This is a genomic window from Oxalobacter formigenes (assembly GCF_002127965.1).
Taxonomy (GTDB): Bacteria; Pseudomonadota; Gammaproteobacteria; order Burkholderiales; family Burkholderiaceae_D; genus Oxalobacter; species Oxalobacter formigenes.
On record NZ_CP018787.1, the window covers coordinates 2,378,848 to 2,391,853 of the forward strand.

The window sequence follows — 13,006 nt, forward strand, 5'->3', positions numbered from 1 at the left end:
AATAAAACAGGGAAGCAATTAAATGGGATAGGAACCGAGAACCTTGAAATAGGCAACGCTGTCTTTCAACTCCGCCAGTGCAAGCCGGATTTTTTCTTCCTTGACGTGACCTTCAATATCCACAAAAAAGTAATATTCCCAAGCTCCGGTTTTGGCCGGTCTCGATTCGAACCTTGTCATGGAAACCCCGAATTTCTCGAGCGGGGCAAGCATTTTATAGACGGCCCCCGCTTTATTTTGCACAGACAAAACAAGTGAGGTCTGGTCTTTGCCGCTCGGTTCGGTTTCCTTGTGACCGATAACGGCAAAACGCGTACGGTTCTGGGGCTCATCCTGAATGTGGGCACTCACCACCTGCAAGCCATAATGTTGCGAGGCGATTTCTCCTGCAATCGCCGCCACAGCGGGATCTTCACTGGCAAGACGGGCCGCTTCTGCATTGGAGGCGACTGCCTGTCTCATGATATTGGGATAATGCTGGTTCAACCATCCCTGACACTGTGCAAGCGCCTGTGAATGCGCGCAAATGGAACGCACGCCATCCATGTTTCCGGAAAGCGTCATCAAATTATGGTGAATGGGAATGGAAACTTCGCTACTGATCGTCAATGGCGTCTGCATCAGAAGATCCAGTGTCCGGCTGATCGCGCCCTCGGTCGAATTTTCAATCGGCACAACACCGAAATCAGCCGTTCCGGCTTCTGCCGCCCGAAAAACCTCATCAATCGAAGCACAAGGAATCGCGTTAATCGACTTGCCGAAATGCTGGTAAACCGCCTGTTCGGAAAAAGTGCCTTCCGGCCCGAGATAAGCCACGATCACTTTCTTTTCCAGCGAACGGCACGCCGACATGATTTCGCGGAAAATGGTTTGCAATTCGTTATTGCCCAGAGGGCCAGGATTCCTATCGGCAATTCCTCTCAAAACCTGAGCTTCCCTTTCAGGGCGGAAAACAGGGGCATCGACCTTGTTTTTAACGTGACCGACTTCCTGTGCCACACGTGCCCTACGATTCAACAAATCCAGTAACTGGACATCAATAGCGTCAATTTGATCCCGCAAAGGTTTCAGCAATTTTTCCATGAATCACAAACAATAAGAAAATGAAATAACAGAACAATCGGTCAAAAACAGCGATATCGAAATATCGGTAAAAGCTTATATTGTAAGGCAGAAATCCCCCAATATCCCAGTTTCAGACCTTCAGAGATTTTTATCGATTCGGTGATTCTGCTGAAAAGCCTGCATAAAAGCAATCAGCGCACGAACGCCTTCGACAGGCATGGCATTGTAAAGAGACGCCCGCATTCCCCCGACAGCACGATGTCCCTTGATCTGCAATATTCCTTTTTTCGCCGCTTCATTGGTGAACGCTTCGTTCAATGACTCGTCTGCAAGAAAAAACGGAACGTTCATTCTTGAACGGCTGTCGGCCGCGACGTCATTACGGTAAAAGTCGCTTCCATCGATAAAGTTATATAACAGCGACGACTTTTCAATACTGGCCTGTTCCATACGATCGACACCGCCCTGTCTTTTCAGCCACTTCAGGACAAGGCCGCAAATATAGATGGCATAAGTCGGCGGGGTATTGAACATGGATTGGTTGTCCGCGACGTTTTTCCAGTTGAATACCGATGGACAGCATGGAAGCGCATGCCCGATCAGATCGTCGCGAACGATCACAACCGTCAGACCCGCCTGCCCCATATTTTTTTGGGCACAGGCAAAAACGACGCCGTATTTTGAAAAATCAACCCGCCGGGAAAGCATTTCCGACGACATGTCCGAAACCAGAGGCACTGAACCGGTATCCGGCGTGAAATGAAACTGGTTGCCATTGATCGTTTCATTCGAACAGATATGCACGTAAGCGGCATTCGCTGTCAGACGCCAGTCTTTTTGAACAGGTACATTCCGGAAATGCATACCGGAAGAAGAGGCAGCAATATTGACGTTGCCGTATTTTCCCGCTTCATCCAGAGATTTTCCCGACCAGACCCCTGTATGAACAAAATCGATCGCCGGATCAATACCCTTGCGACCCAGGAGGTTCATGGGAATGATCGCATTCATGGCAGTGGCACCGCCCTGCATGAAAAGAATATGGTGAGTGTCAGGAACCTTGAGCAGTTCCCTGAGATCGTCCCGTGTCTGTTTCAGGATCGATTCGAATGGCGGACTGCGGTGACTCATTTCCATCACCGACAGTCCTGTAGCTTGCCAGTCCAGCATTTCAGCAGAAGCCTGTTTCAGCACCTCTTCAGGCAACATGGCAGGCCCTGCTGAAAAATTATAGGGACGCATTACTCTTTCTCTTGTTCCGAACCTTCTTCAGACGCTTCCGGATTTTCATCCTCGATATCGGATTCAAGAATACGCTGCAAGCCGCTCAATGTCGTCCCTTCTTCCACCGCGATCAGGGTAACGCCTTGTGTAGCACGCCCCATTTCACGAACTTCCGATACACGGGTACGGATCAGAACGCCACCGGTCGTAATGAGCATGATTTCATCATTTTCATTGACCAGTGTCGCCGCAACAACCTTGCCGTTACGTTCCGACGTCTGGATGGCGATCATGCCTTTCGTACCCCGTCCATGACGGGTGTATTCGGCTATAGGCGTCCGCTTGCCGAACCCGTTTTCCGTCGCCGTCAGAACAGACTGGCTTTCATCACCAGCCACCAGCATGGCAATGACTTTCTGATCGTCTTCCAGATTCATGCCGCGAACACCACGAGCGGTTCTGCCCATCGGACGAACGTCGTTTTCATCGAAACGAACCGCCTTGCCCGCATCCGAGAAAAGCATGACGTCGTGTTTACCGTCCGTCAAGGCGGCACCGATCAGGTAATCGCCTTCATCCAGCCCGACAGCGATAATGCCGGCTTTACGCGGGTTGCTGAAATCGGTCAATGAAGTCTTCTTGACCGTTCCCTGACTGGTCGCCATGAAAATGTAGTGATTGTCCGGGAAATTCCGGTTTTCACCCGACAACGGCAGGATGACCGTAATTTTTTCGTCGCCCTGCAACGGGAACATATTGACGATCGGTTTACCCCTGGAATTGCGCGAACCCTGCGGCACTTCCCATACTTTCAGCCAATACATCCTGCCCCTGTCAGAGAAGCAGAGGATATAGTCATGCGTATTGGCAATGAACAGCTGATCGACCCAGTCGTCTTCCTTGGTTGCCGTTGCCATCCGGCCCCGGCCACCCCGTTTCTGGGCACGATATTCGGATAAAGGCTGGGATTTGAAGTAACCGGTATGGGAAAGCGTTACGACCATATCCTGAGGCGTAATCAGGTCTTCCGTTTCCAGATCACTCGCATTCAATTCGATTTCAGAACGGCGAACGTCTTTTGCCTTTTCTCCGTACTCACCGATAACCTGCTTCAATTCATCGTCGATAATCGCCAGAACGCGTTCCGGTTTCGCCAGAATATCGAGCAATTCGGCAATCTGCGCCATAACATCGCCGTATTCGTTCAGGATCTTGTCCTGTTCCAGACCGGTCAAACGCTGCAGACGCATCTGCAGGATTTCGGTCGCCTGTTCTTCCGACAATTTGTAAAGCCCATCTGACTGGATGCCGAACATCTTTGGCAAACCTTCAGGACGGAAATCATCGACACTGTTGGCATGATCTGCTCCGGTGCGTTCCAGCATGGATTTGACCAGTGACGAATTCCATGAGCGGGACATTAATTCCTGTCTTGCAATCGGAGGCGTCGGGGCAGCGCGGATAATGGCGATGAAATCGTCGATATTTGCCAGCGCAACCGCCAGACCTTCCAGTATATGACCGCGTTCACGGGCTTTTCTCAATTCGAAAATCGTGCGTCTTGTGACGACTTCACGCCGGTGGGCAAGGAAGCATTCCAGCATCTGCTTCAGGTTCAGCAACTTCGGCTGACCATCGACCAGAGCGACCATATTCATACCAAAGGTATCCTGCAACTGGGTCTGCTTGAAGAGATTATTCAAAACGACTTCAGGCACTTCATTGCGTTTCAGTTCGATAACGACACGCATACCCGATTTGTCGGACTCGTCGCGAATATCGGAAATGCCGTCGAGTTTCTTTTCACGAACACTTTCCGCGATGCGTTCCAGAAGATTTTTCTTGTTGACCTGATAAGGCAGCTCATCGACGATAATCGCCTGACGGCCCTCCCGCCCATACTCTTCAAAATGTGTCTTGGCTCGCATGACGACGCGTCCACGCCCCGTCCGGTATCCCTCACGAACCCCGGAAACACCATAGATAATGCCCCCGGTCGGGAAATCCGGTGCCGGAATGATATCGATCAGTTCGTCGATAGTGCAATCAGGCTGATGAAGCAACTGCAATGCTCCATTGATCACTTCCACCAGATTGTGGGGCGGAATATTGGTTGCCATTCCGACGGCAATACCGGATGAACCGTTGATCAGCAGATTGGGAATTCTCGTCGGCAAAACGGAAGGCTCTTTCTCCTTGCCGTCGTAGTTGGGAACGAAATCGATCGTTTCCTTGTCGATATCGGCCAGCATTTCCTCGGAAATCCGGTCAAGACGACACTCCGTATAACGCATGGCAGCCGCCGCATCGCCATCGATCGAACCGAAATTACCCTGTCCGTCCACCAGTGTATAACGCAGGGAAAAATCCTGAGCCATACGCACCAGCGTATCGTAAATGGACTGGTCCCCATGAGGGTGATATTTACCCATGACCTCACCGACGACACGCGCACACTTCACATAAGGCCGGTTCCAGGCATTGTTCATCTCGTGCATACCGAACAGCACCCGGCGATGCACCGGTTTCAAACCGTCCCGGACATCGGGAAGAGCTCTGCCCACGATTACGCTCATCGCATAATCGAGGTAACTTTTACGCATTTCATCTTCCAGGGAAATAGAAATGGTTTCTTTTGCAAATTGATCCATGAGATTACTTCTGTCGGACAGAATGAATTGGGGTTAAATACAAAAATTCCGCTTGATTCACAGAATATGAAGACATGATTTTACCACGGTCATATTGCATTCTTTTTGAATTGGTATAATCAATCTCAAGTAATTCTTTTCATTTGATTTTTATTACTTATAAACAAGGTTTTACTTGATTTTTCCGCCTCGGCGATATATATAGGTAAACGCAGCGGTCAGTAATGTTTTTTACAGGATGAGAATCTGGCTAATCGGTTGCGAAAAAGCTACAAATTGATAATAAAAGCTGATTTAATAAACAAAATAGAAAATTGTTTGAACTTCTTGGGTTATCTAGCAATCTTCAATGTGTCAGAATAGCTGTAAACGCATTATTAGAAAAAAATCGAATCTATAATGTGATTGTCATGTTATTGTAATTTCGACGTTAGAAAGAAATGCATGCGCAGCCTGCTGCGGATATCTCAACTAAGAGGATAAATATGAATAAATTGCTTAAAGTTATTTTCGCTGCATCCGCAGTTGTTGCAGCCTCTGCTTCGGCACAGACGATGACCGAATATATGGCTAAAAAACCATATAGCGGTTACCTGCAGACCCAACGCGACACCATCGTTCGCAGCGGCACTGGCCTGTGCTGGCATACCGGCTACTGGACCCCAGCTGACGCTGTTCCAGGTTGCGACGGTCCTTTGACCCAGCCAGCTGCAGCAGCTCCAGTTGCAGTAGCACCTGTTCCAACAGCTGAAAAAGTAACTTACGCTGCTGACGCATTCTTCGATTTCGACAAATCCATTGTCAAACCAGAAGGTAAAGCAAAACTGGACGAACTGATCAAAGCCCTCTCCGGTATGGATACCGAAGTTATCGTTGCTGTTGGTCACACCGACTGGATCGGTACCGACAAATACAACCAGAAACTGTCCGAACGCCGTGCTAACGCTGTCAAGGCATATCTGGTTTCCAAAGGTGTTCCTGCCAACAAGATCTTCACCGAAGGCAAAGGCAAAAAACAACCAATCGCCAGCAACAAGACCCGCGAAGGACGTGCTAAAAACCGTCGCGTTGAAGTCGAAGTTGTTGCAAATCGCGGCGCAAGATCCTGATCGGTTTTTCGCCCAACACAAAAACCCCGCAGAGGCGGGGTTTTTTGTTTTCTGACGATATAATGATACTTTGTCGCTACCATCGACATCGTCATGAATCTCGATACTTCAGAACTGAACAAATTCAATGCCGTAGCGGATAGCTGGTGGGATCCAAAGGGAAACTTCCGGCCATTGCACGATATGAACCCGGTCCGGCTCGACTGGATAAAGACGCATGCATCCCTCGAAAACAGGGATGTGCTCGACATTGGCTGCGGCGGTGGAATCCTGTCCGAATCCCTGGCAAAAGAAAAAGCAATCGTTACCGGAATAGATCTGGCTTCCAATGCGATCGAGACAGCGCGTTCACACAGTATTGAATCAAATCTGTCGATCCGCTATCTCATCAGTTCGGCAGAAGAGCTTGCCGATATGGAACCTGCGAAATACGATGTCGTTACCTGCATGGAACTGCTGGAACACGTTCCCGATCCATCTTCAATCGTCAAGGCATGTTCCCGGCTTGTAAAACCGGGAGGAATGGTTTTCTTTTCAACCCTGAACCGGAACGTCAAATCGTTTTGCCATGCGATAATAGGGGCAGAATATATCCTGCGTTTATTGCCAAAAGGAACCCATGATTTTCAACGCTTTTTGACTCCTGCAGAGCTTTCACGTTTTGTCCGTTCAGCCAATATGACCGTTTCGGCTATAACAGGAATAACGTGCGACTTGCAGGCAAAAAAATTCAATCTCAGTAAAAATACCCAAATCAACTACATGCTCGCCTGTACAAAACAGGTTTGATTCTTCCATGATGCCACCTTCCTCACTTTCGAAAAAACCCAAAATCGTTCTGTTCGACCTGGATGGAACACTTGCAGACTCAGCCCCTGATCTTGCAGGCGCAATCAACGCCGTCCGGATTGAAAGGGGACTGGCACCCGTTCCTTATGAACAGCTTAGACCGGTAGCCTCGGCTGGAGCACCCGGGCTGATCAAGGCCGCATTCCAGCTGACACAGCAGGACGCCTTATACGCCACATTGCGCGAACGTTTTCTGTTGTCTTACGCGAATAACATTGCCGTCAAGACAACCCTGTTTGCAGGCATTCCGGAACTGTTGAAACAATTAAGGAAGACCGGAATTGGCTGGGGTATCGTCACGAACAAAGTCAGCAGCCTGACTCATCCTCTTGTCAAAAAAATCGGTCTCGACGATGCTGATTGTGTCATTTCAGGCGATACGGCTGCTCGCGCAAAACCCTTTCCTGACCCGCTTTTTGCCGCGGCCGAAGCACTTGATGTCGCTCCGGGAGATTGCTGGTTTGTCGGAGACGATTTACGCGATATTCAGGCCGGCAAATCAGCCGGAACGGCCACGATTGCGGCCCAGTGGGGATATTGTACCGATCCCCAGACATGGAATGCAGATTTTCTCGCCGAAAAACCTTTACACATACTGGATCTGATCAATACACTGCCCGCTGCATGAAAAGCCATCTGTATTTACATAACAAAAAAGCCAGCTTGTCGCTGGCTTTTTTGTTGATTCAAAACGATTAAAGTCCGGCAGCTTGTCGCAAATCGGCGGCTTTATCCGTTTTTTCCCAGGTGAATTCCGGTTCATCACGACCGAAGTGTCCGTATGCAGCCGTCTTGACGTAGCGTGGATGCAGCAAGTCAAGCATTTGCACAATGCCCTTCGGACGCAAATCGAAATGATCGTTGACCAGAGCGGCGATCTTGCTGTCAGCGATAACACCGGTACCTTCGGTATTGATCGTGATATTGATCGGCCTGGCAACACCAATAGCATAGCTGACCTGAATCTGGCATTTTTTGGCCAATCCTGCGGCAACGATATTCTTGGCGACATAACGTGCGGCATAGGCTGCCGAACGATCGACCTTGCTCGGATCTTTACCGGAGAATGCACCACCACCATGCGGGCAGGAACCACCGTAGGTATCGACAATGATTTTACGGCCGGTCAGACCGCAGTCACCCTGTGGGCCACCGATAACGAAACGGCCGGTCGGATTGACCAGATATTTCGACTCTTTCAGCCATTCGGCAGGCATCACCGGCTTGATGATTTCCTCGATAACCGCTTCTTCAATCTGCTTGTGTTCAACTTCAGGCGCATGCTGGGTCGACAAGACGATCGTTTCAGCCGCAACCGGTTTTCCATCGACATACCGCAGTGTAACTTGTGATTTTGCATCCGGGCGCAGCCATGCAATGCGACCGTCCTTGCGCAACTGGGACTGGCGTTCGACCAGCCTGTGAGCGTAATAAATGGCGGCAGGCATCAGTTCCGGCGTTTCATCGCAGGCGTAGCCGAACATCAGGCCCTGATCACCGGCACCCTGATCCAGATCGATGCCGCGTCCTTCATCGACGCCCTGGGCGATATCGGGAGACTGTTTGTCATATCCGACCAGCACGGCACATCCACGGTGGTCGATACCGTAATCGTTATTGTCGTAACCGATACGTTTGATGGTATCGCGTGCTACGGAAATGTAATCGATATTGGCTGTCGTGGTAATTTCACCGGCCAGAACAACCAGGCCGGTATTACACAAGGTTTCAGCTGCCACACGAGCATGAGGATCCTGTTCCAGAATGGCGTCCAGAATGGCATCGGAAATCTGGTCGGCAACTTTATCGGGATGTCCTTCAGAAACCGATTCGGAAGTAAAGAGATAATCTTGAGACATAGAAACTCCAAAAAAGGGCCAAATTGCGATCGCAGTCAATTTTGAAGTCTGCGACGCTTTAGCGACATTTATAAACCGCTTCGCAAGTTGTCGGTTAACTCAGCGGCATCGTTATTCTACGCCGAATTGGTTCGTTGACAAGCTCATGTTCTTCGGGAAAATTAAAAATTGAACCCGACAGATTCACCTTTTTTCACATTTCATATGAATGTTTCCTGATTTCTTCAATATAAATCAGGGCAATATCACCAAATACAAAACTCTAAATATGAAACTCTTTCTGCAAATTTGATATCATCTTCTTTTTGCCATTCACACAATTTGCAATCGATTTCAGACAGAACAAGTACTTCACTTATGTTTACTTTGACAAAAGCCTCAACCAGACAGGATAAAGCATGAGGCTGTTCATTTTCATTTTATGGTTGCTCCACTGGCTCCCGTTGCCTGTATTGGGCCGTTTGGGCAAGCTGATGGGTACGATCTCTTTTTATGCGTTGCCCCGGCGCCGGAAAATCACACTGGCCAACCTGAACCTCTGTTTTCCGGATATGTCTGAAACCGAACGTTATAAAATCGCCAAACAACATTTCCAGAATTATGGCCGCAGCATTCTGGAACGAAGCATCCTCTGGTGGGCTTCTGTCGAAAGAGTCAAAAAGCTCATTGTCGTCGATCCTGTCTTTCCGATGGATGAAGTCAAAGCGGGTCCGGTCATCTTTTTATGTCCTCATTTCGTCTGCCTTGAAATGGCCGGTGTCGTCATTACCATGAACACGCCGGGATGTTCCATTTATATGAAACAGTCCAACCCGGTATTCGACGATCTTTTGCGCCGCGGAAGAATGCGTTTTAACGACGACATCATTCTTCTCTCCCGGGATGCAGGCATCAAGCCGATCGTTCGCGCGCTTCATAAAAACATTCCGTTCATGATGCTGCCGGATCTGGATTTCGGCACAAAAGATGCCGCATTCGTTCCTTTCTTCGGTGAACCGGCCGCCACCCTGCTGGCTCCGGCAAGACTTGCCGCCGTCACCAACGCGAAAGTCATTCCTATGATCACCACTTTCCTGCCCGGCTACAAGGGATGGAAAGTCACGATCTATCCTCCTTTCGAAAACTTTCCGGGAAAAGATATGATCGAGGCAACCAGACGGGTCAATGAATTCATCGAACAGAGGATTATTGAAACACCTGCCGAATATCTGTGGACGCACCGTCGTTTCAAAACACGTCCGGAAGGTCGTCCCATGATTTATGAGGATAACGACTAGGTTTTGGCCTTATATTTTCACTCGGGTTTATCTGCGTTCAACATATGAAACTGAAATTCACAAAAATGCATGGTGCAGGAAACGATTTCATCGTTTTGAATGCCATTGATCAAGTCATCAATCTGACCCGGGAGCAATATCGTTTTCTGGCCGACAGACGCTACGGCATTGGTGCCGATCAAATTCTGCTCGTCGAGAAGCCTGATAATCCGGAAGTCGATTTCAAATACCGCATTTTCAATTCCGATGGCGGTGAAGTCGAACAGTGCGGAAACGGCGCACGGGCATTTGCAAAGTTCGTGACTGAATCCGGTTTGAGCCGGCAAAACCCGATCAAAGTCGAAACCAGAGTCGGCATTATTGAATTGCATCTGGAAAAAGATGGCAGTGTCACCGTCGATATGGGAAATCCTGTTTTCGAAACGTCCAGAATTCCTTTTCTGACAAAGGGACTGACCAGCGATGAAATCGGTTCAGACACTATCTGGAATTTGATTCTGGATACAGGAGGCATCAAAAAATCCATACCGATATCGGTTGTTTCCATGGGTAATCCTCATGCGGTTCAGATCGTCGACGATGTCAATCGTGCTGCTGTTGCCGAAGAAGGTCCCCTGATAGAAAATCATGAACGTTTTCCGGAACGCGTCAATGCCGGTTTTATGGAAATTCAGGACAGGCATTCCATAAAACTGCGTGTATACGAAAGAGGTGCTGCAGAAACGCTGGCATGTGGAACGGGAGCCTGTGCGGCAGTCGTTTCCGGAATTCGAAGAAAACTGCTGGACTCGCCTGTGACCGTCAAGGCACGCGGGGGAGAATTGAAAATTGCCTGGGAGGGTGAAGGACATAATGTCATAATGTCCGGACCGGCAATTATCGTTTTTAATGGCGAAATCAACTTGTGAGGCAAAATGAATATTGATACTGAACTTTTCCGTGTTCTGGACGATGCGGAACTCGATCTGAAAGACACTCCTACCGTTATCAAACCGTTTTATCGTTCCAAAAAGGATTATCGCAACATACTGGACGAAGATACGATTGAATTGCGTGACCAGCAAAGTGTCTTGAATGCTTCAGGACAATACTCGCTTCTTATCATTTTTCAGGCTATGGATGCTGCCGGCAAAGATGGCGCGATCAAACACGTCATGTCCGGTGTCAATCCGCAAGGATGTCACGTTCACAGTTTCAAGGCGCCAACCGAAGCGGAACTCAAACACGATTTTTTATGGCGGTGTGTCCAGCAATTGCCTGAACGGGGAGAGATCGGAATTTTCAACCGTTCGTACTATGAAGACGTACTGGTTGTTCGTGTTCATCCTGAAATTCTGGCAAAACAGAAACTTCCTGACATGAAACCGGGAGAGGATTTATGGGAGCAACGCTATGAATCCATCCGCAATCTTGAAAAACATCTCCACAGGAATGGCACCAGAATCATCAAGTTTTATCTGCACCTCTCCAAAGACGAACAACGCAAACGCCTGCTGGAACGCATCGATATCCCCGATAAAAACTGGAAACTCAGCCTTGGCGATTTCACGGAAAGAAAATACTGGGACAAATACATGGATGCATTTGAAAAATGCCTGTCTGCAACCTCAACAGAGGAATGTCCCTGGTACATCGTCCCGGCTGATGACAAAAACAATGCCCGTCTTATCATCTCTTCGGTTATTCTGAAAACGATCAAGGACCTGAAGCTTTCCTATCCCCATGCTACCAAGAAGCATTATCACCAATTGGAAGAACTCCGTAAAAAACTGGAAGAATGATCTTTTTCCGGATTTGAAAACACATTTCGCCGTGAATGGCTGAATTTCTTTCTGACAAAGGCCAAATTGATTCAACAATTTGGCCTTTTTTATAAATTCCTTCCAAAAATCAGGAATATCCGGCAAAAAAATATTGCCTGAAATCATTTTTTTAAATAATTGAGAATAATTTTTATTATCATTCTCAATTAAAAACAGCTCTTCAGGAAAATTCTCAATTTTTTTCCCTCATCAATCTGATTCATCGCAAGTAACGGTTTTTAATAAGTTTTTTATTGCCGAATCTTAATTTCACGCCGCGCAAAACCGTTTAAATTCACAAAAAACCATTGTCAAAAAGTTATCAAAAGTGCCTCTGAAAAAGTTTGGCGCGTTCTGCAGGATTTTAAAAGTCGTGTTTTAATATGAAAAACGCGACGAACACAACGGTTGTTCATCACACGGATTTCAAAGTATCCGGCAGGTTGAAAATCCTGAAGATTTTCAAAACCGGTCGGGCCATTATTTTTATTTAAGGAGAAACACATGTCATCTTTGATCAATACCGAAATCATCCCTTTCAAGGCACAGGCTTATCACAACGGCCAGTTCGTCAAGGTTACCGATGCAGACCTCAAAGGAAAATGGTCTGTCGTATTCTTCTATCCAGCCGACTTTTCTTTCGTCTGTCCTACCGAACTGGGCGATCTGGCTGATCATTACGAAGAATTCAAGAAACTGGGCGTGGAAATCTACTCCGTCTCGACCGACACCCATTTCGTGCACAAGGGCTGGCATGATGCATCCGATACCATCAAGAAAATCCAGTTCCCGATGGTTGGCGATCCAAGCGGCCAGATCAGTCGTAACTTCAATGTCCTGATCGACGACGACGGTGTTGCCTTGCGTGGTACCTTCGTTATCAATCCTGAAGGTGTAATCAAACTGTGCGAAATCCACGATCTGGGTATCGGCCGTTCGGCAACCGAACTGCTCCGCAAGGTTCAGGCCGCCCAATACGTTGCGACCCACAAAGGTCAGGTATGCCCTGCTTCCTGGCAGCCAGGTGCTGAAACCCTGGCCCCATCCCTGGATCTGGTCGGCAAGATCTAAGTATCTCTCCTGTCTCCGGTTCAGACATTTTGTCTGTCCGGAGATAACCCACAATAATAAAAATCGTTTAAAACGCCTATTCCAACCGGAGCAGATAAA

General features: G+C 48.2%; 11 protein-coding genes. 7 read left to right on the forward strand and 4 right to left on the reverse strand.

What is annotated here, in order from left to right:
* Window positions 1–18 precede the first annotated feature (18 nt).
* From pheA to gyrA, 3 genes are all read right to left on the reverse strand, one after another.
* Window positions 19–1,083: a prephenate dehydratase gene (pheA, locus tag BRW83_RS11210; RefSeq protein WP_005879296.1), complete on the reverse strand. Its 1,065-nt coding sequence runs from the start codon at window positions 1,081–1,083 to the stop codon at window positions 19–21.
* A 120-nt stretch (window positions 1,084–1,203) separates the two neighbouring features.
* Entirely contained in the window at window positions 1,204–2,307 is a 1,104-nt protein-coding gene (gene serC / locus BRW83_RS11215) for a 3-phosphoserine/phosphohydroxythreonine transaminase (protein ID WP_005879294.1), read from the reverse strand.
* A complete protein-coding gene (gyrA, locus tag BRW83_RS11220; RefSeq protein ID WP_005879292.1) occupies window positions 2,307–4,940 on the reverse strand; it encodes a DNA gyrase subunit A in 2,634 nt (877 codons plus the stop codon). The genes serC and gyrA overlap by 1 nt, the downstream gene beginning before the upstream one ends.
* 485 nt (window positions 4,941–5,425) lie before the next feature.
* Between gyrA and ompA the strand changes: the two genes are divergently transcribed.
* The 3 genes from ompA to BRW83_RS11235 all read left to right on the forward strand — a co-directional run bounded on the left by ompA (window position 5,426) and on the right by BRW83_RS11235 (window position 7,526).
* Complete coding sequence (gene ompA, locus BRW83_RS11225; RefSeq protein ID WP_005879290.1) at window positions 5,426–6,049, forward strand: outer membrane protein OmpA; 624 nt, start codon at window positions 5,426–5,428, stop codon at window positions 6,047–6,049.
* A 93-nt stretch (window positions 6,050–6,142) separates the two neighbouring features.
* The gene (gene ubiG / locus BRW83_RS11230) at window positions 6,143–6,838 is read left to right on the forward strand and encodes a bifunctional 2-polyprenyl-6-hydroxyphenol methylase/3-demethylubiquinol 3-O-methyltransferase UbiG (RefSeq protein ID WP_005879288.1); all 696 of its coding nucleotides are present in this window, start codon (window positions 6,143–6,145) and stop codon (window positions 6,836–6,838) included.
* A gap of 10 nt (window positions 6,839–6,848) precedes the next feature.
* A complete protein-coding gene (locus tag BRW83_RS11235) occupies window positions 6,849–7,526 on the forward strand; it encodes an HAD family hydrolase (protein WP_005879286.1) in 678 nt (225 codons plus the stop codon).
* A 67-nt stretch (window positions 7,527–7,593) separates the two neighbouring features.
* Here the strand turns inward: BRW83_RS11235 and metK are convergent, their stop codons facing one another.
* Entirely contained in the window at window positions 7,594–8,757 is a 1,164-nt protein-coding gene (metK, locus tag BRW83_RS11240; protein WP_005879283.1) for a methionine adenosyltransferase, read from the reverse strand.
* A 398-nt stretch (window positions 8,758–9,155) separates the two neighbouring features.
* Here metK and BRW83_RS11245 point away from each other — a divergent pair, with 398 nt between their 5' ends.
* The 4 genes from BRW83_RS11245 (at window position 9,156) to ahpC (ending at window position 12,907) form a co-directional block, all read left to right on the forward strand.
* Window positions 9,156–10,034: a lysophospholipid acyltransferase family protein gene (locus BRW83_RS11245; RefSeq protein WP_005879281.1), complete on the forward strand. Its 879-nt coding sequence runs from the start codon at window positions 9,156–9,158 to the stop codon at window positions 10,032–10,034.
* A gap of 44 nt (window positions 10,035–10,078) precedes the next feature.
* Complete coding sequence (gene dapF, locus BRW83_RS11250; RefSeq protein WP_005879279.1) at window positions 10,079–10,942, forward strand: diaminopimelate epimerase; 864 nt, start codon at window positions 10,079–10,081, stop codon at window positions 10,940–10,942.
* A gap of 6 nt (window positions 10,943–10,948) precedes the next feature.
* Window positions 10,949–11,815: an ADP-polyphosphate phosphotransferase gene (locus BRW83_RS11255; RefSeq protein ID WP_005879277.1), complete on the forward strand. Its 867-nt coding sequence runs from the start codon at window positions 10,949–10,951 to the stop codon at window positions 11,813–11,815.
* A 525-nt stretch (window positions 11,816–12,340) separates the two neighbouring features.
* Window positions 12,341–12,907, forward strand: coding sequence for an alkyl hydroperoxide reductase subunit C (gene ahpC, locus BRW83_RS11260; RefSeq protein WP_005879276.1), 567 nt, complete (start codon window positions 12,341–12,343; stop codon window positions 12,905–12,907).
* Window positions 12,908–13,006: the final 99 nt, after the last annotated feature.